Origin of the sequence: Neorhizobium sp. LjRoot104, from assembly GCF_964253725.1 — a bacterium.
In the GTDB taxonomy this organism is placed as follows: domain Bacteria; phylum Pseudomonadota; class Alphaproteobacteria; order Rhizobiales; family Rhizobiaceae; genus Neorhizobium.
This window is the reverse complement of the sequence record NZ_CAXURS020000001.1, coordinates 3,328,194-3,348,369: the sequence shown is the minus strand read 5'-3', so window position 1 is coordinate 3,348,369 and position 20,176 is coordinate 3,328,194. Positions and strand designations below refer to the sequence as shown.

General features: G+C 62.7%; 19 protein-coding genes. 17 read left to right on the top strand and 2 right to left on the bottom strand.

Annotated elements, in window-relative coordinates; genetic code table 11:
* Window positions 1-55: 55 nt before the first annotated feature.
* The 14 genes from ACSQ8R_RS16645 to ACSQ8R_RS16580 all read left to right on the top strand — a co-directional run bounded on the left by ACSQ8R_RS16645 (window position 56) and on the right by ACSQ8R_RS16580 (window position 14,546).
* Window positions 56-961 (top strand): manganese/iron ABC transporter ATP-binding protein, encoded by a 906-nt coding sequence (locus tag ACSQ8R_RS16645; protein ID WP_436254408.1) that lies wholly within the window; start codon window positions 56-58, stop codon window positions 959-961.
* Complete coding sequence (locus ACSQ8R_RS16640; RefSeq protein WP_436254407.1) at window positions 958-1,818, top strand: metal ABC transporter permease; 861 nt, start codon at window positions 958-960, stop codon at window positions 1,816-1,818. Before ACSQ8R_RS16645 ends, ACSQ8R_RS16640 begins: the two co-directional genes overlap by 4 nt.
* Window positions 1,815-2,660: a metal ABC transporter permease gene (locus ACSQ8R_RS16635; protein ID WP_436254406.1), complete on the top strand. Its 846-nt coding sequence runs from the start codon at window positions 1,815-1,817 to the stop codon at window positions 2,658-2,660. The genes ACSQ8R_RS16640 and ACSQ8R_RS16635 overlap by 4 nt, the downstream gene beginning before the upstream one ends.
* Window positions 2,661-2,813: 153 nt before the next feature.
* The gene (locus tag ACSQ8R_RS16630; RefSeq protein WP_436254405.1) at window positions 2,814-3,200 is read left to right on the top strand and encodes a hypothetical protein; all 387 of its coding nucleotides are present in this window, start codon (window positions 2,814-2,816) and stop codon (window positions 3,198-3,200) included.
* A 228-nt stretch (window positions 3,201-3,428) separates the two neighbouring features.
* Entirely contained in the window at window positions 3,429-3,956 is a 528-nt protein-coding gene (locus ACSQ8R_RS16625) for a YcnI family copper-binding membrane protein (RefSeq protein WP_436254404.1), read from the top strand.
* Window positions 3,957-3,989: 33 nt separating this feature from the next.
* Complete coding sequence (locus tag ACSQ8R_RS16620) at window positions 3,990-5,606, top strand: copper resistance CopC/CopD family protein (RefSeq protein ID WP_436254403.1); 1,617 nt, start codon at window positions 3,990-3,992, stop codon at window positions 5,604-5,606.
* 217 nt (window positions 5,607-5,823) lie between these two features.
* Window positions 5,824-7,176, top strand: a complete 1,353-nt coding sequence (gene hemN / locus ACSQ8R_RS16615) for an oxygen-independent coproporphyrinogen III oxidase (RefSeq protein ID WP_436254402.1) — start codon at window positions 5,824-5,826, stop codon at window positions 7,174-7,176.
* Window positions 7,177-7,489: 313 nt separating this feature from the next.
* Window positions 7,490-9,094: an ABC transporter substrate-binding protein gene (locus ACSQ8R_RS16610; RefSeq protein WP_436254401.1), complete on the top strand. Its 1,605-nt coding sequence runs from the start codon at window positions 7,490-7,492 to the stop codon at window positions 9,092-9,094.
* A gap of 66 nt (window positions 9,095-9,160) precedes the next feature.
* Entirely contained in the window at window positions 9,161-10,177 is a 1,017-nt protein-coding gene (locus ACSQ8R_RS16605) for an ABC transporter permease (RefSeq protein ID WP_436254400.1), read from the top strand.
* 1 nt (window position 10,178) lies between these two features.
* Window positions 10,179-11,084 (top strand): ABC transporter permease, encoded by a 906-nt coding sequence (locus tag ACSQ8R_RS16600; RefSeq protein ID WP_436254399.1) that lies wholly within the window; start codon window positions 10,179-10,181, stop codon window positions 11,082-11,084.
* Window positions 11,085-11,110: 26 nt separating this feature from the next.
* Window positions 11,111-11,968, top strand: coding sequence for an ABC transporter ATP-binding protein (locus tag ACSQ8R_RS16595; protein WP_436254398.1), 858 nt, complete (start codon window positions 11,111-11,113; stop codon window positions 11,966-11,968).
* The gene (locus tag ACSQ8R_RS16590) at window positions 11,965-12,723 is read left to right on the top strand and encodes an ABC transporter ATP-binding protein (RefSeq protein ID WP_436254397.1); all 759 of its coding nucleotides are present in this window, start codon (window positions 11,965-11,967) and stop codon (window positions 12,721-12,723) included. The genes ACSQ8R_RS16595 and ACSQ8R_RS16590 overlap by 4 nt, the downstream gene beginning before the upstream one ends.
* A gap of 33 nt (window positions 12,724-12,756) precedes the next feature.
* Complete coding sequence (locus ACSQ8R_RS16585; RefSeq protein WP_436254396.1) at window positions 12,757-13,491, top strand: FadR/GntR family transcriptional regulator; 735 nt, start codon at window positions 12,757-12,759, stop codon at window positions 13,489-13,491.
* The gene (locus ACSQ8R_RS16580) at window positions 13,488-14,546 is read left to right on the top strand and encodes a dienelactone hydrolase family protein (RefSeq protein WP_436254395.1); all 1,059 of its coding nucleotides are present in this window, start codon (window positions 13,488-13,490) and stop codon (window positions 14,544-14,546) included. Before ACSQ8R_RS16585 ends, ACSQ8R_RS16580 begins: the two co-directional genes overlap by 4 nt.
* Before the next feature lie 479 nt (window positions 14,547-15,025).
* Here ACSQ8R_RS16580 and ACSQ8R_RS16575 read toward each other — a convergent pair whose 3' ends face one another.
* The gene (locus tag ACSQ8R_RS16575) at window positions 15,026-16,174 is read right to left on the bottom strand and encodes a mandelate racemase family protein (protein ID WP_436254394.1); all 1,149 of its coding nucleotides are present in this window, start codon (window positions 16,172-16,174) and stop codon (window positions 15,026-15,028) included.
* Window positions 16,175-16,477: 303 nt separating this feature from the next.
* On the opposite strand from ACSQ8R_RS16575, the gene ACSQ8R_RS16570 reads away from it, so the two are divergent.
* From ACSQ8R_RS16570 to ACSQ8R_RS16560, 3 genes are all read left to right on the top strand, one after another.
* Window positions 16,478-17,215: a FadR/GntR family transcriptional regulator gene (locus ACSQ8R_RS16570; RefSeq protein WP_436254393.1), complete on the top strand. Its 738-nt coding sequence runs from the start codon at window positions 16,478-16,480 to the stop codon at window positions 17,213-17,215.
* Window positions 17,216-17,303: 88 nt separating this feature from the next.
* The gene (gene kdgD, locus ACSQ8R_RS16565; RefSeq protein ID WP_436255502.1) at window positions 17,304-18,236 is read left to right on the top strand and encodes a 5-dehydro-4-deoxyglucarate dehydratase; all 933 of its coding nucleotides are present in this window, start codon (window positions 17,304-17,306) and stop codon (window positions 18,234-18,236) included.
* A gap of 309 nt (window positions 18,237-18,545) precedes the next feature.
* Window positions 18,546-18,992 (top strand): pseudoazurin, encoded by a 447-nt coding sequence (locus ACSQ8R_RS16560; RefSeq protein ID WP_436254392.1) that lies wholly within the window; start codon window positions 18,546-18,548, stop codon window positions 18,990-18,992.
* A gap of 55 nt (window positions 18,993-19,047) precedes the next feature.
* Here the strand turns inward: ACSQ8R_RS16560 and ACSQ8R_RS16555 are convergent, their stop codons facing one another.
* Window positions 19,048-20,133: an extracellular catalytic domain type 1 short-chain-length polyhydroxyalkanoate depolymerase gene (locus ACSQ8R_RS16555; RefSeq protein ID WP_436254391.1), complete on the bottom strand. Its 1,086-nt coding sequence runs from the start codon at window positions 20,131-20,133 to the stop codon at window positions 19,048-19,050.
* Window positions 20,134-20,176: the final 43 nt, after the last annotated feature.

Genomic DNA, 20,176 nt, shown 5'->3' with positions numbered 1-20,176 from the left:
GTTCGCACCCGCCCGGTGGGCGGGTGCATCCATCGTTTTAAAGAGGGTGTCTCCAATGAATGCTCAACCTGGTTGGCCGATCCATGCCGCTTCCGGCTCTGACGAGGAGGGCATCATGGTCGATGGCGCGACCGTGACCTACCGCAATGGCCATACGGCCCTGCGGGATGCGAGCTTCCGCATCCCGCAGGGCACCATCACCGCGCTGGTGGGGGTCAACGGCTCCGGCAAGTCCACGCTGTTCAAGGCGATCATGGGTTTTGTACGCCTGGCGAAAGGCGACATCCGGGTGCTCGGCATGTCGGTCAAGGAGGCGCTGCGCAAGAACCTCGTCGCCTATGTGCCGCAGTCGGAGGAGGTCGACTGGAACTTTCCCGTGCTGGTCGAGGATGTCGTCATGATGGGCCGCTACGGCCATATGGGCATGATGCGCATTCCAAAAGCCGCCGATCACGAGGCGGTGGCGACGGCGCTGGCCCGCGTCAACATGAGCGAGTTCCGCAAGCGCCAGATCGGAGAGCTGTCCGGCGGGCAGAAGAAGCGGATTTTCCTGGCCCGCGCGCTGGCGCAGGACGGCCGCGTCATTCTGCTCGATGAGCCGTTCACCGGCGTCGATGTCAAGACGGAGGACCAGATCATCACCCTGCTTCGCGAGTTGCGCGACGAGGGCCGCGTCATGCTGGTCTCGACGCACAATCTCGGCTCGGTGCCGGAATTCTGCGACAGGACCATCCTGATCAAGGGGACGGTGCTCGCCCATGGGCCGACGGTCGAGACCTTCACGCAGGAAAACCTGGAAAAGACCTTTGGTGGCGTGCTGCGTCACTTTGTGCTCAGCGAGGCGCAGAACGGAAGGCCGACGTCGATCGGCCTGATCAGCGACGACGAGCGGCCCCTGGTGCTTCGGGGCGGGAAGGCGACGACACGCGCATCGGACGAGAAAGACGGAGGACGCGAATGATCGCCGTTCTTACCGAACCCTTCACCTACAACTATATGCTGAATGCCATGTGGGTCTCGGCCCTCGTCGGCGGTGTCTGCGCCTTTCTGTCCTGTTACCTGATGCTGAAAGGCTGGTCGCTGATCGGCGACGCGCTCTCGCACTCGATCGTTCCCGGCGTGGCAGCCGCCTATATGCTTGGACTTCCCTTTTCGATAGGCGCCTTCTTCTCCGGGGGGCTCGCCGCGGCCGCGATGCTTTTCCTGAACCAGCGCACCAAGCTGAAGGAGGATGCCATTATCGGCCTGATCTTCTCCTCCTTCTTCGGGCTGGGGCTGTTCATGGTGTCGCTGAAGCCCATGGCGGTGAACATCCAGACGATCGTGCTGGGCAACATCCTCGCCATCACGCCCGAGGACACGCTGCAGCTGGCCATCATCGGCTTCGTGTCGCTGGCTGTCCTGCTCGTCAAATGGAAGGACCTGATGGTCACCTTCTTCGACGAGAGCCACGCCCGCTCGATCGGGCTCAATCCCACCGTGCTCAAGATCGTCTTCTTCAGCCTGCTGTCGGCTTCGACGGTTGCTGCGCTCCAGACGGTCGGGGCCTTCCTGGTCGTCTGCATGGTGGTCACGCCCGGGGCGACCGCCTATCTCCTGACCGACCGTTTCCCGCGCCTGCTCGTCCTGGCGGTGATCATCGGGTCGATCACCAGCTTCGTCGGCGCCTATGCGAGTTATTTCCTGGACGGGGCGACCGGCGGCATCATCGTGGTGCTGCAGACGGCAATCTTCCTGATCGCATTCTTCCTGGCGCCGAAGCACGGGATGCTGGCCGCACGCAGGCGGGCAGCCCAGGCACTGGAGGCGGCACCATGATCATCGTCGATACGCTTCTTTCGCCCTTCCAGTTCGGCTTCATGGTCAACGCGCTGGTAATCTCGGTGCTGATGGCCGTGCCGATGGCGCTTCTGTCGTGCTTCCTTGTGTTGAAGGGCTGGTCGCTGATGGGCGATGCAATCAGCCACGCCGTGTTTCCCGGCGTGGTGATCGCCTATATCGTCGGCATGCCTCTGGCGATCGGCGCTTTCGTGGCCGGCATGTTCTGCGCCATCGCTACCGGCTTCCTGAAGGAAAACAGCCGCATCAAGCAGGACACGGTGATGGGCATCGTGTTCGCCGGCATGTTCGGGCTCGGCCTCGTCCTCTATGTGAAGATCCAGTCCGACGTGCATCTCGATCACATCCTGTTCGGCGACATGCTCGGCGTCTCCTGGCGTGACATCGGCGAGGCGGCCGTCATAGCGGCGATCACGGTCGGCATTCTCGGAGTGAAATGGAAGGACTTCCTGCTGCACGCCTTCGATCCGGCGCAGGCAAGGGCCGTTGGGCTCAGGGTCAATTTCCTGCACTACGGTCTTCTCGCTCTCATCTCCCTGACGATCGTCGGCGCCCTGCAGGCGGTCGGCATCATTCTTTCGATTGCCATGCTGATCGCGCCAGGAGCCATAGCCTTCCTCCTGACCCGCAAGTTCAGCACCATGCTGCTCCTGTCTGTCGCCATTGCCGTGACCGGTTCGTTCGGCGGCGTCTACCTGTCCTTCTTCATCGACAGTGCCCCGGCCCCGACAATCGTGCTCCTGCTGGCGATCGGTTTTGTACTCGCCTTCATTCACGCCACCCGCAGGGCGGCCCGGATCGAGGCGACCGAAGCGATCTAGGAGTAGGAGGGCCATGCGCCGGTACAGGCCGGGAGTTGAGGCGCATCAAGGAACACTGTGGCGGAAAGGCGCATAGACAGACCCGACTGCGCCGTGCCAATAACAGGCGTCGAGATGGACATCCGTGGCTGGCCGCCAACCAATGAGGGGATCGTGAGAAACCGCAGAGCACCAGCCTGGAGCGTTATGCTCTCGTCGATCGCGGCCTACGCGCTCGTCGTGCAGATGGTGCTTGGGTCCATCCTTCTCGGCTCAGCGGTCGCAACGCCCCTCGTCGATGATTTTGGAAACCCGCTTTGCATTACCCATGCCGGCGGTAGCGGCCAATCCGATCACAAGGACGGCGCGAAACTGCCCGAGTGCTGCACGCAGGCATGCAGCGTTCTCGCTCCGATACTCGCACCGCAACTTTCCGACAATTTCCTGAGCAACCGGCTGGAGGCCAACTCCAGGCCGGTTCCGATCGAAGCGGATACAGGTCCCTTCGAACGTCCCGAAACCTCCCCCCGGAATCCTCGCGCGCCGCCCCAGGCGGCCTGATCGCAAAGCGCTCCAAGTCGGGCCGCTCTCTGTTTCGTAAATTCGCTCCGGCCAAACGGCGATGCCGCGGCAAAAGCCGTGCGTCGCGCCCCCGGGCCAACGGCCGTATCGGAGCACGGGCAGGATCGCTTTTTCAAACCATCAATCCACTCCCGGACCGGCGCCTTCCTGGCAGCCCGTCACCTGACAATCAGGCCGTCCAACGCACGGCCAAGCATGGAGAGTCACATGTTGAAGAAAATCACTACAACCGCCGCCATCCTCGTGGTCGGCAGCACCGCCGCTCTGGCGCATGTCACCCTGGAAGGAAAGGAAGCGCCTCTAGGATCGACCTACAAGGCGGTGCTGCGCGTGCCGCATGGTTGCGAAGGCAAGCCCACGAACACCGTGCGCGTCCAGATTCCGGAGGGTTTCTACGGCGTCAAGCCGCAGCCGAAGGCCGGCTGGACGCTCGACAAGGTCAAGGGCGCCTATGCCAAGGCCTATGACAATCACGGCTCTCCCGTCACCGAAGGGGTCAAGGAAGTCGTCTGGAGCGGCGGCAACCTCGGCGACGACGAGTATGACGAGTTCGTCCTGCGGGGCACGATTGCGGCCGATCTGAAAGCCGGCGACATGCTCTATTTCCCGGTGATCCAGGAATGCCCGGAAGGCCTCAAGGAGCGCTGGATCGAAGTGCCGGCCGCAGGCCAGAAGGCGTCGGACCTTGAACTCCCTGCCCCGGGGGTAAAGCTTCTTCAGAAGACGGGCAACTAAGCGATCGATCCACCCCGGGGAGCATGAAGGCCGATGGCGCCGCTTTGCTACAAGGCACTTTCACCGATCGGCGCTCTGCAGCGTTTCGTGTCTGCGATCCTGCTGTGGTCGGTCATGACGGCGGCGGCATTCGCCCATGCGTCCCTCAACACGACCGAGCCGCGCGATGGTTCGGTCGTGTCCACGGCCCCGCGCGTGATAACCCTGACGTTCAGCGAGCCAGTCTCGCCGACCAGCCTCAAGCTCACGCGGCCGGACCGCAGTACGGCCACTCTCAAAAGCTTCGTCCTGAAGGACAGGGCGGTCGAGATCATGCCGCCCGGCGACCTTTCGGACGGCAGCTATATCCTGTCCTGGCGGGTCGTTTCAGAAGATGGTCACCCGATCGGCGGCTCGGTCGTCTTCTCGATCGGGCAACCGAACGCCAACCCTCGGGGCGCTGCCGCCGATATCGACTGGCCGGTCCGCGCCGGCCTCTGGATTGGCAAGGTCGCGCTCTATGTCGGTGTCTTTTTAGGGGTAGGCGGCGCGTTTGCCATCCACTGGTTCGCGGACGGCTCCGGGAAGGCGCTGAGGCAGATTGCGGGTATCCTTGGCGCCGGCTTTGCAGGTGCCCTGCTTTCGGCGGGCTTTCAGGGTCTAGATACGGTGGGCGAGCCCGTTTCACGGTTCTTCACGCCGACTGTCTGGAAGGCCGGAATGGCCACGAGTTTCGGACCGACGGTCATTTTCGCGGTCGCGGCCCTGGCGCTTGCGGGGCTCGCTCTGGCCAGCGGCCGGGGCAGGGATGCGCGCTGGATATCGATTTCGGCTCTCGTAACCGCGGCTTTTTCCCTCTGCCTCAGCGGGCATGCGAGCGCGGCAGACCCGCAATGGCTGATGCGTCCGGCGGTTTTCCTGCATGTCGCGGCGATAGCGATCTGGGCCGGCGCATTGCTGCCGCTTCGGGCCGAGTTCAGAAAAGGCGGAGAAGCGGCCGGCGCGGCATTGCACCGCTTCTCGGTCTTCATCCCATGGGCCGTCCTGGTTCTTTCCCTGGCCGGCGGTGTGCTCGCCGTCGTTCAAGTCCGCACCCCGGCTGGACTGGTTACGACGGCATACGGGATCGTATTCCTCATCAAGTTCGGGTTGCTCGTCCTGCTGTTGGCCTTGGCGGCCGTCAACCGATGGAAACTCACGGCGGGTTCGAAAAACGGAGAACCGGCCGCGATCCGTCTGCTCGTTCGTTCGATCACCGTGGAAACCGTCGTCCTGCTCCTCATCTTCGCGGTGGCTGCGACATGGCGCTTCACGCCGCCCCCGCGCACCTTGATCGCCGAAGTCGAGAGGACCGCCGTGGCCACGTTGCAGACCAGCAAGGCCGTGGCCGACGTCAGGATCACGCCGGGCAGGGTAGGGGCGGTCGCGATATCCGCAGTGATCGCCAAAAGTGACGGATCTCCATTCGATCCCCAGGAAGTGACGGTTGTGCTGTCGAACCCGGGGGCGGGGATCGAGCCGATCAGGCGGAAGGCCGAGAAAGGCGGGGACGGCTGGACTGTGCCCGATATCGTACTTCCCGTTCCGGGGCGGTGGCGACTTCGCCTCGACGTGATCATCAGCGATTTCGAGATCACCAGGATGGAGGGCGAGATGGAAATCGCGCCCTGACCCCGGTCGACCTTCGAACCAACGGTCTTCATCCTTCAAGCGGCGCATCGGCCTGTCCGATCCCGGCCGCATTGATGACCTGGCAGCGGCGCGCCTGGGGAAAAATTGCGGCGGCACGAATATTCTGCAGAAACGGGACGCCGTCGTTGATTTTGCACAAGGAGAGGCGGGCGCCGGGCAGCTAGAAGCTTTCCGAAGGAAACTGAAGGAGTTCGACATGTCCGCAGCGATAATCGAGAAATACGGCGATGCACGGCTGCCGCGCTACACGAGCTATCCGACGGCTCCGAACTTCAGCACGGAGTTCGACGCACTCGATTATCCGGCCTGGCTCAGGAGGTTCCCCGAAGGACAGCCGACCTCGCTCTACGTTCACATCCCTTTCTGTCGGTCGATGTGCTGGTATTGCGGCTGTCATACCACGATCACCGAGCGCGACAGGCCCATTCTCGACTATATCGAGACATTGCACCGGGAAATCGAGCTTCTGGCATCCGCTCGAGCCGACAGTTTCAGCGTCGGGGAAATCCACTTCGGCGGCGGCACGCCGACCGTCATCAGGCCGGAGGAATTCATCGCGTTGATGGATGCGTTCCGCAACCGTCTCGGTTTCGCGAGCAGCGTCAATGCGGCGGTCGAAATCGATCCGCGAACCTTGACCGGCGAAATGGCGGCGGCGCTCGGACAGTCGGGCGTCACCCGCGCGAGCCTCGGCGTTCAGAGCTTCGACCCGAGGGTCCAGAAGGCGATCAACCGCATCCAGAGCGTCGAGACGACGATGGAGACGGTGGAGCACCTTCGCCACAACAAGATCGACGCGATCAACTTCGACCTGATCTACGGGCTGCCGTTCCAGACGGTCGAATCCTGTGTCGAGACTGTCGAAGCGGCCGTCAGCATGCGGCCGGATCGTTTTGCCGTCTTCGGTTATGCGCATATCCCGAGCTTCAAGAAGCACCAGCGGCTCATCGACGAGGCGGCGCTTCCCGATGCGCGGGAGCGTGCGCTCCAGGCATCCGCGATCGCCGAGGCCCTGGTGACGGCAGGCTATGTCAGGATCGGCCTCGATCATTTCGCCCTGCCTGGCGACGACCTCTCCGTTGCGCAGGCCGAAGGCCGGCTGCACAGGAATTTCCAGGGGTACACGACGGATGCCTGCGAGGCCCTGATCGGGCTCGGCGCATCCTCGATCGGCCGGTTGCCGCAGGGATATGTCCAGAACGAGGTTCCGCCGGGCCTCTACGCGACCCGGGTGTCGAAAGGCGAACTGCCGGTCGCCAAGGGTTACCACCTCACCGCGGAGGATCGTCTGCGCGGCGACGTGATCGAGAGGCTGATGTGCGACTTCGCGGTGGACATTTCCGCGCTTGCGGCGGCGCATGGCTTCGATGCCGATCTTCTCCTTGGGAGCAACGATCGCCTGGACGAGCTTGAACGGGACGGGCTGATCGAACGCCGGGGAGGATTTATCAAGGTCTCGGAGGATCACCGGTTCATCGTCAGAGCCGCGGCTTCGGCGTTCGATGCCTACCTGAACAAGAGCGGCAGGTCGTTCAGCAAGGCGGCATAGGGCAGAGCCGAAAAGAGAGACCCGGCACCCGCCACGCCGGACCTCCCGCGCGGCCGTGATAGCCGGCGTTTTCCCCGATCTCCTCGACGGCGTTTCTCCAGCACGGGACCACCCATCGAAACGGCAGCGGCATCCCCTCGACGGGCGATAGTCTCGTGACCTATTTCCACGTCCGTGACATCCGCACAGCGAGTTCGCCAAGAATGGGCGAAAGCGGCATTTCGGATTGACACGTGTCGTAAGACATCATATCTCTTGGATCGCATTATCCATCTGCCGGGAGGAGAACCGGCGACCCAAGGGAGGATCGGCCATGAAGCCGCTACTGAGAATGATGGGACCCGTATTGCTCGGTTCCACACTGCTTTTCCAGCCCGCCTATGCCGAAACCCCGCCCAACATGCTGGTCGTCGGCTTCTCTATGACCAATATCCTGACGCTCGATCCCGCTGCCATTACCGGCAAGGAGACCGTACAGGTTCTGACGAACATATATGATAACCTCGTGGCGCTCGACGCGGTCAATCGCGCCCAGGTCAATCCGCAGCTGGCGGAAAGCTGGACGATCGCCGACGACAACGGCTCGATCGCCTTCAAGCTGCGCAAGGGGGCGACGTTCGCTTCCGGAAACCCGGTCACCTCGGCGGATGTGGTGTGGTCCTTCAAGCGGCTGATGAAGCTCAATCTGGCGCAGGCATCATTCCTTAAAACTCACGGCTTTTCTGCCGCCAATGCCGATCAGAGCTTCACCGCTCCGGACGACGGCACGGTCGTCATCAAGCTGCCGAAGAAGGTCGATCCGCAGGTCATCGTGCAGACGCTCGGCATCGTCGGCCCGGGCTCCATCCTCGACATGAAGACGGTCATGGAGCACGACAAGAACGGCGACATGGGTGCGGCGTGGCTTACCAATAACTCCGCCGGCTCCGGTCCGTTCACGCTTGGCCAGTGGCAGTCGAACGAGCGCGTCACGCTCGAGCAGAACCCGAAATACTGGGGCGAAAAGCCGGCCATGCGCCGGATCATGATGCGCCATCTGGCGGAATCGCAGAGCCAGCGGCTGATGCTCGAAAAGGGTGATATCGATATCGCCTATTCCATGTCGGCGGCCGATCTGAAGGCGCTCGAGAGCAGCAAGGACGTCAAGATCCAGACGAATGGCGGCAGCGGCTTCTACTACCTCGCCGTCTCCATGAAGGACGAGAAGTTCCAGAAGCCGAAGGTTCGCGAGGCGCTGCGTTATCTCATCGACTACCAGGGCCTGAACGACAGCGTACTGCCCTATTTCGGCAAGCTGCGCGATCGTCCCGTTCCGGCGGGCATCTTCGGAGCCCTGCCGAATGCAGGCTACAAGCTCGACATCGCCAAGGCCAAGGCACTGCTTGCCGAAGCCGGTTATCCGAACGGCTTCTCGACCTCGCTGCGCGCCATTTCCGACGTGCCGTTCATGAGCCTTGCGACCGCCATCCAGGCGACGCTTGCGCAGGCCGGCATCAAGGCCGAGATCGTCACCGGTTCCGGCGACCAGATCTACGGTGCGATGCGCGAACGCAAGTACGAGCTTCTCGTCGGCCGTGGCGGCGGCGGTCAGTTGCCGCATCCGGACTCGAACTTCCGCGCCATCGTCTACAATCCCAACAATGCGGACGAGGCGAAGCTCACGAACTTCCAGGGCTGGCGTACGTCCTTCTATGACGAGAAGATCAACAAGATGATCGATGACGCTCTCGTCGAAGGCAACAAGGACAAGCAGATCAAGGAATACCAGGACATCCAGACCTATTACGCGGATATCGTCCCGGCGATCCAGCCCTTCTCCGAAGTGGTCGACAGTGTGGGCTTCCGGGCCGACATCAAGGGTCTCGAACTGAACCCGTCCTGGTCGACCCAGCTTCGCACGGTCAAAAAAGAACGATAAACGTCGGCTGCCGCGGCGTAGAATGCTGATGCGCCGCGGCGTCCGGTACGATCTTGAGGAAGCCCCATGAACAACGAGCGTCTCACCGCTTTCACGCGGCAGGCCGGCACCATATTGGCAACCCTTGTCGGGTTGCTGATCCTGACCTTCTGCATCGGGCGACTGATGCCGGTCGATCCGGTCCGCGCCATTGTCGGCGAAGAGGCCGACCAGGCCACATACAACATGGTCGCGGAACGGATCGGCGCGAACCTTCCTCTCTACCAGCAGTTCCTTCGCTATGTGAGCGATCTGCTGCACGGCGATTTCGGGACGTCGATCCGGACGGGGCAGCCCGTCATCAACGACATCCTGCATGTCATGCCCGCGACGATCGAGCTTGCGACCTTCGCGATCATCGTCGGGGCGGGGCTCGGCATTCCGCTCGGCATTCTCGCGGCCGTGCGCCGCAACCGGCCGGTCGACCATGTCATCCGCTTCCTCACCCTCATCGGGCATTCGATGCCGATCTTCTGGACCGGGATGATCGGCCTGATCATCTTCTATGCGGCACTGGATCTGGTCGGCGGCGGCGGCCGTCTGTCGGATTATTATATCGGCCTGGTGCCGGAGACGACGGGCTTCCTGCTGATCGACGCGATGCTGGCCGGCGACTGGGAAGTCTTCCGGGATGCGGTCAACCATCTGCTGCTGCCGGCGAGCATCCTCGGTTATTCCTCGATGGCCTATATCACCCGCATGACCCGCAGTTTCATGCTGGACCAGCTGAACCAGGAATATGTCACCACGGCGCGGGTGAAAGGGCTGTCGAAGGGCCGCACCATCTGGCACCACGCATTTGCGAACATCCGCGTGCAGCTGGTGACGATCGTGGCGCTTGCCTATGGCAGCCTGCTCGAAGGCGCGGTGCTGATCGAGACGGTGTTCTCCTGGCCGGGCTTCGGCCAGTACATCACCAACAACATGCTGATCGGCGACATGAACGCGGTGATGACCTGCGTGCTTCTGGTCGGTATCATCTTCATCGCGCTCAACCTGCTTTCCGACGCGCTCTATAAGATCTTCGATCCGAGGACGCGCTGATATGGCCGCAGAATCCCTTTCCATGCAGGATGCCGTTATGTCCGGTCGTCGCTCAAATCCCAACTCGGCCTTCCGCCGTTTCCTCGCTGTCATCCGCGAGCTTCTCGGCAACCCGTCCTCGGGTTTCGGCCTCGTGGTGATCACCATCCTGCTCCTGACGGCGATCGTCGCGCCGCTGATCGCGCCCTATGACCCGAACGTCATCAATCTGAGCAACGCGCTGAAGCCGCCGGGCGCCGAGCACTGGTTCGGGACCGACGAGCTCGGCCGCGACATCATGAGCCGCATCATCTACGGCACGCGCATCAGCCTGACGATCATCACCATCGTCTCGGTCATCGTCGGCCCGATCGGGCTTCTGGTCGGCACGACCGCCGGTTATTTCGGCGGCTGGTACGACACGATCATGATGCGCATCACAGATATCTTCCTGTCCTTCCCGAGCCTCATCCTGTCGCTCGCCTTCGTGGCGGCCTTGGGCGCCGGCCTCGAGAACGCGATCATCGCCATCGGCCTCACCGCCTGGCCGCCGATCGCCCGCCTCGCCCGCGCCGAAACGCTGACCTTCCGCAATGCGGACTATATCTCGGCCTCGCGCATGCAGGGGGCGTCGTCGCTGCGCATCATCGTCAAGTCGATCATGCCGATGTGCCTTCCCTCTGTCCTGGTGCGCATCACGCTGTCGATGGCGACCGTCATCCTGACGGCGGCCGGCCTCGGCTTCCTCGGCCTCGGCGCCCAGCCGCCGCTGCCGGAATGGGGCGCGATGATCGCCACCGGCCGGCGCTACATGCTGGACAACTGGTGGCTGGTCGCCTTCCCGGGCGGCGCCATCCTGCTCGTCAGCCTCGCCTTCAACCTTCTGGGCGACGGCCTGCGCGACGCGCTGGATCCGAAGCAAAGATAGGCCCGAAACAGCGTTAGGATTCCGCCATGGAAAACAGCCAAACACTCCTGAAGGTCGAAAATCTCCGCGTCAGCTATCGCAGCGGCAAGCTTTACAACACCGTCGTTAAGGGCGTTTCCTTCGATCTCGGCCGCGAGCGGCTCGGCATCGTCGGCGAATCCGGTTCCGGCAAGTCGACTATCGGCCGGGCGCTGCTGAAGCTCCTCCCGACGGCGAAGATCGAGGCCGACCGGATGGATTTCGGCGGTACCGATCTCATCTCCGCCAGCGAAAAGCAGATGCTGACGATCCGCGGCCGGCGCATTTCGATGATCCTCCAGGACCCGAAATTCTCGCTCAACCCGGTGCACCGCGTCGGTGACCAGATCGCCGAGGCCTATCGCGTCCACAACAGGGCATCGGCCCACGCTGCCCGGCAGAAGACGCTGGAAATGCTGGAAGCGGTAAAGATCCGCGATCCCGAGCGCGTCTACGGCCTTTATCCGCATGAAGTCTCCGGCGGCATGGGCCAGCGCATCATGATCGCCATGATGCTGATCCCCGAACCGCAGATCATCATCGCCGACGAGCCGACCTCGGCGCTCGACGTCACCGTGCGCATGCAGGTCCTGAACATCCTGAACGAGCTGGTGACCAACAAGGGCATCGGGCTGATCATGATCAGTCACGACCTCAACCTGGTGCGCAATTTCTGCGACCGCGTGCTGGTCATGCGCCATGGCGAGGTCGTCGAGGAGCGGGCCGCCCGGGATATGCGCAATTGCACGCATCCCTATACGCAAGGCCTGCTTGCCGCACAGCCGCATATCGGCGGCAGCCGCCGACCGCTTCCGGTCCTGAACCGCCAAGTCATCTCCCAGGAGACCAAAGAGGTGCGCGCATGACCGCCATCGACGTCCGCAATCTCTCGATCGATCTTGGCTACGGCCTGGCGAAGAAGCGCATTCTCGGCGATGTCTGTTTTTCGGTCGAGGCCGGCGAATCCTTCGGGCTTGTCGGCGAATCCGGTTCCGGCAAGTCGACCATCCTGCGCTGCATCGCCCGCCTTCTGAATGTCTGGGAGGGCGATATCCAGCTTGAGGGGCGGTCGGTCAACGACATGCCGTTCGTCGAATATTGCCGTGCAGTCCAGATGGTCTTCCAGGACCCCTATGGTTCGCTGCACCCGCGCCAGTCGATCCGCACGGCACTTCAGGAGCCGCTCCGCATCCACCGCATGGACCGCCAGGTCGAACGCATGGAGCGGGCTCTGGTCGATGTCGGTCTCGATCCGGCCTTCCTGTCGCGTTATCCGCACGAGCTTTCCGGCGGCCAGCGGCAGCGCGTGGCAATCGCCCGCGCGCTCATCCTCGAACCGCGCATCCTGCTTCTCGACGAGCCGACCTCGGCGCTCGACGTCTCGGTGCAGGCGGAAGTGCTGAACCTGCTTGCCGACCTGCGTGCAAAACGCAACCTGACCTATCTCTTCGTCAGCCACGATCTTGCGGTGATCGATCATATGTGCGAGCGGCTGGCAGTGATGCAGCATGGCCGCGTGGTCGAGGTGATGAGCCGGGACGTGCTGGCGACCGGCCAGGCCGCGGACCCCTATGCCCGGGAATTGATACAGGCGAGCCTCGAATACGACCACGCTGTCTGAATTTCCCGTCTTTGACGCCATGGAGGTGCCCCGATGACAGCCGAAGCCCAAGCCTCTACCTGGCGTCGCCGGGAGACCCTGAGTTCGCAGGTGGTGCGCATGATCGCCGAGCGCATCAAGCTCGGGGAATATCCGCGCGGATCCAAGCTTCCGACGGAAAAGGCGCTGATCGACGAACTGGGGGTCAGCCGGACGGTCGTCCGGGAGGCGATCGCCAACCTTCGGGCGAGCGGGCATGTGTCCATCCATCACGGCATCGGCGTTTTCGTGCGCGAGGATGCCGGCGTCACGCCCTTCCGGCTCACCGATGAAAATATGATGCGGGTCGAAAGCGTGCTGAAGGGCCTCGAACTGCGCATCGGCATCGAATCCGAATCCGCGGCTCTCGCGGCGGAGCGCAGAACCGCCGTCGATATCGCCGCCATGCATGCCGCCTTTGAATCCATGGACCGCTCGATCAGGCGGCTCGACCGCAGCACGCAGTCGGACTTCGAATTTCATTGTGCGGTCGCGGCCGCCAGCCAGAACGAACACTTCATCGGCATATTCAACTATCTCGGCGAAACGCTGATGCCGCGCATGCGCATGCAGGCGCATCAGGTTGATGACGAAACCTTCGTGGGACACCTGCAGCGCGTCAACGACGAGCACAAGGCGATCTTCCTGGCCATCGAGGACAAGAACGTCGAGGGTGCCCGCGCGGCCATGCGCAGACACTTGTCCGATAGCCGTGACCGGCTCATCGCGAGGTCGCGGAATACGCCATGATCGATGGCGAGAACATGTCGAGCCTGGCTGCGAGGCTTCGCGACACCGTTTCGTTTGGATGGAACTTCGATGCCGCAAAGGACGATTTCGCGGCCTGGAGAGAGCGGACGCGCGACGAGGTCCGCGCGGCGCTCGGTGTCGAACGCATCACTCCCGCCGGCGCTTCCGTGGTGAGCGACTGGAGGGAAGGCGGCTGCAGGGGGCAGGAGCTGCAGCTTCATTTCTCCAATGGCGAAGTCGCCGGCGCCTACCTGCTCCGGCCGGATACCGACGCCTGGACGCCTGCTGTACTTCTGCTGCACGACCACGGCTCGTTCTTTTCGATCGGCAAGGAAAAGATGATCGGCCGGCCCGGCGAACCTCCCGAAGTCGCAGCGGATGTCGATCACTGGACGGCGAAGCTCTACGGCGGGCGGCAGGTCGGCAATGAGCTCGCCCGTCGCGGTTACACCGTGCTCTGCGCGGATGCGCTCGGCTGGGGAGGCCGGAAAGGCAACGGCTATGAGGCGCAGCAGGCCCTGGCGGCCAATCTGATGCAGTTCGGGGTTTCCTACGCCTCCGTCATCCTGCGTGAGGATCTCGAAGCGATGGCTTGGCTTTGCAGATCGCCGGGCATCGACCGCGCCCGTGTGGCAAGCTTCGGTTATTCGATGGGCGGCTCGCGCGCCTGGCAGGTGGCCGCGCTTTCGGACGACGTAAAAGTCTGCGTCGCGGGCGGATGGATGGGGACGCTTCAGGGCCTCATGCAGCCTGGCAACAACCAGCTTCGCGGCCAGTCGGCCTTTTCCATGCTGCATCCGCAGATCGCCGGCAAGCTGGACTATCCGCATTTCGCCGGACTGGCGGCGCCGAAACCCGCGCTGGTCTTCAGCGGTGCCGAGGACAGGCATTTTCCGGCAGCGGCTGCTTTGGCGGCGCATGAGCAGATGCACGCGATATGGGTGGCCGCGGACGCCGCACGAAGCATCGAAACCCGGCTATGGCAGGGAGCAGCCCATGCATTTCCCGTCGATCAGCAGGACCATGCGACGGATTGGCTCGGGCGGGCGATGTGAAGCAAGACAGGTCCTTGGCGAGATGCGGACTTGGATTGGTCGAGGCCTGCTTCCTCTACAGCGAGGCGAGGTGATCACCTGTAGGGGCCGGAAACCTCGAAAAGACGCCGAAGGCCACGCGAATGCGGAGCCACACCTACTAAACAAAATGAGGTTCCGCATTCGTGTGGGCTCTCCGATTTTTGAAAAGCCACGGCAGGCGGCTGCGCGGGCTTCAGAACGTTGGGCGAAGGCGAAATCAGTGGATATCCCAAGGGCTTTTGATCCGTGGTGAGTGGATCCTCGGGCCGAGCCCGAGGATGACGATCTTGGATGTTGTGCCTCTCCTCGGTCGTCCGCCGCGCTCTCCGTCATCCTCGGGCTTGACCCGAGGATCCAACCACCGGCGATAATTTTTTACCGAGCGCAAAAAAAGAAAAAGCCCGGTCCCCAAAAGGGACCGAGCTTCTCTTCACTGCTTGGGAGGCAGATTAAGCGGTTCAGCCGACGAGATTGGCGTTGATGAAGTCGAAGTTGATGTCTTCGCCCATGCCCGGCTTGTCCGAGATATGCACGAAGCCGTCCTCGTCCATCGGATCGACGAGGGCGTTCAGGTATTCGAAGCCGTCGTCATATTCGAGGAACGGGTGCAGCAGGCCGCGTTCGTACCATTTGGCATTCTTGGTGCAGGCGGCGACGATCAGGTTCGGAGCGCCGTTGCCGTGGATTTCGCAGTTCATGCCGAAGGATTCGGCGAGATGCATGGTCTTCATAGCCGGGCTGATGCCGCCGACGTCGTGGACGCCGGTGCGCAGGATGTCGCAGGCCTTCGAGGTGATCCATTCGGCGCGGCTGAAGTGCTTGCCGCCGGCGCTTTCCGGGCCGAGCACCGGAATGTCGAGGTTCTCCGCCAGCCAGACGTAGGAGGCCGAGCTCTGCTCGTCCATCGGCTCCTCGATCCAGTCGAAGCCGAGCTTTTCGAGGCCCTTGCCGAGTTCCAGCGCTTCCGTGCGGGTATACCAGTGGAAGGCGTCGATCATCAGGTGGATATCGGGACCGACCGCCTCGCGCACCGCGGCGCAGGCCTTCAGGTCCATCTTGACGTCGGGCGCCCAGGAAACCGGCGGCATCCAGGTGTGCAGCTTGATGCCCTTGTAGCCGCGCTTGACGAGCTTTTCGCCGAAACGGCCGTAATCTTCCGGCGTCGCGAGGCCGTTTTCCAGTTCGTCGCCGCACATGATCGAGCCATAGGCCGGGATCTTTTCCCGGTAGCTGCCGATCAGCTTGTGGACCGGCATGTTCAGTTTACGGCCCGCAAGGTCCCACAACGCGCAGTCGACGATCGCGAGCGTCCGGTCGGTCAGCTGCATCGCGCTGCCGCGCTGCCAGTGGGCGAGATCCTGCCACAGCCTTTCGCGTGCGAACGGATCCTCGCCGATCAGCACCTTCTTGACGAACTTGTCGATCACGTGCGGGCGAACGACTTCCGGCGGGGCGAAGCAGTAGCCTTCGGCCCCATCGTCATCGACGATGGTCAAGAGCGCCAGGTTTACCTTGTGCGGCGGGCCGGGATGGGCATGGCCTGCGGTATCCTGATGGCGGCGCGTGGTATGGGAGAATACCCGCACATGGACGTCTACGATCTTCACGAAATTCCTCCTGTCAGAAGCAAAGGGACGAGCCTCCACCGTTCATGCATCCGTCCGGTCCTCCAGCATCGGCCGAATTGTCCGGTCGACACTGTCCGCGGCGCCGGTTCAAAGCATTCTTCCCTCGTGGACGGATCAACGGCGAATGAGCATCTGTCCGCTATGTCATAATACCTCATAGGTCATCTCATACTATAGGTCTAGGGCCCCGCGTCAATAAAATTATTCCCTTGCGCTTGACAACGGAGTGGGCTTTTACCCCTCTAAGTGGCTGAAATACCAAAGCCGAGGAACGGGCCGACATTGAAGAGAGCAGATAACATCACCGGGGAAACACCCTCGCGAAAGGGCCGCAACCTGGTCGAGACGGTAGGCCGGCGGATGCGGGACGCGATTGCGAGCGGCGCGTTGAAACCCGGTGACAAACTGCCCACGGAAAGCGGACTGACGCTGCAGTATGAGGTCAGCCGCACGGTCATCCGCGAGGCGATTGCGTCGTTGCGGGCGGATAATCTCGTCGAAGTCCGTCACGGCGTCGGCGTCTTCGTCCTGGCGCCGCAAGGCGGGCTGCAGGCGGGTTTCCGCACCGTGGATGCCAGCCGCGTTTCCTCCATCATCGAAATGCTGGAAGTTCGTGCTGCAATCGAGATCGAGGCTGCGGGTCTCGCCGCCGTCCGCTCGTCGCCGGCCCAGCAGGAGCTGATCTTCGAATGTCTCGAGACGATCAAGCGGCAGATCGCCGCCGGTGCGGCAACGGTTGAAAGCGATCGGGCTTTCCATCTGGCCATCGCGGATGCGACCAACAACCCGCGTTTCCGGGAGCTCCTGGAGGCGATCGGCAAGCAGATGATCCCGCGATCGCTGCTGCAGGAGGGGGAAATCGAGATTTCGCCGGCCGAATACCTGACCCAGATTCAGGATGAACACGCCCGTATCGCCGGTGCGATCACGGATGGCGACGATTCGGCTGCCCGCGACGCGATGCGCATGCATCTCAAGGGCAGCCAGCAACGCTATCGCTCGCTGATACGGCGTCCCTGAGATATCGGCAAAGATAATACAAGTATTGACAGTCATAATATGACTTGGTAGCTTCCCGGAAATCAACCAGGAAGGGACTGCCATGTCTATGGATCCAAATGAACTGAAGCGGGCGCTCGGCGCCGGCCTCCTGTCGTTCCCCGTCACGCCGTTCGGCAAGGATGGCCTCTTCAACCGCAAGGCCTACGAGCAGCATGTCGGCTGGCTGGCCGGTTTTGATGCTTCGGTGCTTTTCGCCGCCGGTGGCACGGGCGAGTTCTTTTCACTGGAGCCTTCCGAAATTCCGGAAATCATCGTTGCCGCCAAGGCTTCCGCCGGCAGCACGCCGATCGTTTCCGGCTGCGGCTACGGCACGCGCATCGCCGTCTCGATTGCCAGGTCCGCTGAAAAAGCCGGCGCCGACGGCATTCTGCTGCTGCCGCACTACCTGATGGATGCCAGCCAGGAGGGCCTCTACCAGCATATCAAGACCGTCTGCCAGTCCGTCGGCATCGGCGTCATGGTCTATAACCGCGACAATTCGATCCTTACGGCGGAAACGCTGGCCCGCCTTTGCGAGGCCTGTCCCAATCTGGTCGGCTTCAAGGACGGTTCCGGCGACATCGGCCTGGTGCGCAAGATCACGGCGGTCATGGGTGACCGCCTGACTTATCTCGGCGGCATGCCGACGGCCGAGCTTTTCGCGGATGCCTATCTCGGCGCCGGCGTTACTACCTATTCGTCGGCTGTCTTCAACTTCGTTCCGGGGCTGGCCCAGAAATTCTACAAGTCGCTGCGGGCCGGCGATACGGCCGCCACCAACCAGATCCTCATCGACTTCTTCTATCCGTTCATGGAGATCCGCAACCGCCAGAAGGGTTACGCGGTTTCCGCCATCAAGGCCGGCGTGCGGCTGATGGGCTTCGATACGGGTCCGGTTCGCGCCCCTCTGACCGACCTGACCGCGCAAGAAATGGAGATGATGGAGGCTCTCTGCGAGCCCTATCGCAACAACGCCCTCGGGGCGCAAGCGGCCGAATAGGCCTCCTTCCTCCACGCCGCTCCCCGGAGAGCTTCAGCCGGCAGGGCCCACCCTGCCGGCTTTTTTCGTTCCCGTGGCCGAGTGTTCGACGCCAGGAAAACGCCCCAACCGAGGGGGCGGCGCTCGTCCGGCGAGGACTTGCAGATTTGCGTTCAGCGCTCTCTGAAGACGCTTCGCCGGGCCGGTTGGGCAATGCGGCGCAAAAGCGGGCAAACTCAAAACCGGTTGTCGCAGGTCAAAGAGGACCGCCTCTTTTGGCCTAGTGTGCGTTCCGACGAAGCCGAGGGCTTCTTAGAAAAGGAGTAGGAAATGAAGAAGATCTTGGCATCCTTGGTCGGCGCGGCGATCGTCACGGCTACCTGTGCAACGGTGGTGTCGGCTGCCGATTTCGAAGTGCACATGCTCAACAAGGGCAAGGACGGCGCGATGGTCTTCGAACCGAGCTCCCTCAAGGTCGCCAAGGGCGATACCGTCACCTTCATCCCGACCGACAAATCCCACAATGCGGAAACCATCGACGGGCTGATCCCGGAAGGCGCAAAGCCGTTCAAAGGCCAGATGAACGAAAGCGTGAAGGTGACGTTCGACGTGGAGGGAGCTTATGCCGTGAAATGCTCGCCGCATGTCGGCATGGGCATGATCGGCCTCGTCGTTGTCGGCAACACGCCTGCCAATCTGGAGGCCATCAAGACCGCGAAACTGCCCAAGAAGGCTCGCGAGCGTCTCGACGCGGATATTGCTGCTTCCGGCGTCTAAGCGGGGGGCGTCCGGCGGCGGCCATTCCCTCTCCCCCTGGCCGCCGCCGCGCTGATCACCGCATCAGGCCGGCCATGCGAAGCGCGTTCTCGATGATCTGCTGGATGCCTTCAGGTTCTTTCGGCTGCCGTGAAGAGGCCGATGCCCGCTTGGGCCGGTCCGAAATGTCGGCTTTCAACGGCTCCACCCCTTCGCGGAGCAGACCCCAGCTTTTTGCCGAATGAAGCGTCGAGGATATGCCGACATCCAGCAGGTAGGGCGCGGCATTCTCGCCGTCGCGTGCGGTATCGACCGGCGTTCCGTGGCCCATGCCGGCAATGCTGTAATATTCGATGGCCTGCCTGCCGCGGGCATCCATCCAGACGGTTTTCGACTGGCCGTCGACTTTCTCCACCAGGCCCGGCCTCGCGCCGACGTCGTGAACGGCCCGCCACTGGTCGACAATCGCCTGCGCATTTGCCTCCGCAACCGTGTTGTCCTGGGTGCCCTGCCAGACCGAGATGGTCGGCCAGGGTCCCTGGTGGGAGGAAGCGGCTCGCAACCGTGACTGAAGCGCCGATGGTTCGGGCAGGCCTTGCCCCCGCATCCGGTCGAAGGCTTCCGGAACCGTCGCGGCGACGCCATAGGGCAGGCCTGCGATGATCGCGCCGCCGGCGAAAACCTCTGGATAGGTGGCGAGCATGGTATTGGCCATTGCCCCGCCCGCCGACAGGCCGCTCACATAGACGCGCGACGTGTCGATCCCATGCCGGGAGACAGCGGCGTCGATCATCTGGCGGATCGAATGCGCTTCGCCCTGGCCGCGGCGGGTATCGCCCGGAAGGAACCAGTTGAAGCAGAGATTGCCGTTGTTGGCCCGGACCTGTTCCGGAAAAAGCACCACGAAGCCGTGCTGCTCGGCGAGCTTCGACCATCCGGTTCCGTGGTCATAGCCCGACGCGGTCTGAGTGCAGCCGTGAAGAACGACGACGAGGGCGGGGTTTTTGGGAAGCAGGGAAGGGACGTAAACCCTGGCGGCCAACGCCCCGGGGTTGGACCCGAAGCTTCCGAATTCTTCAAGATGGCTGGGCGCGTCGGTCTGCTCTCGACCCAGTGATTTCAAGCGAGCAAGCCGCTCCAGCGTATCGGACAACGATCTCATAATGCCTCCTGGCAATCATTGCCGGGGTGGCAGTGATCGACGA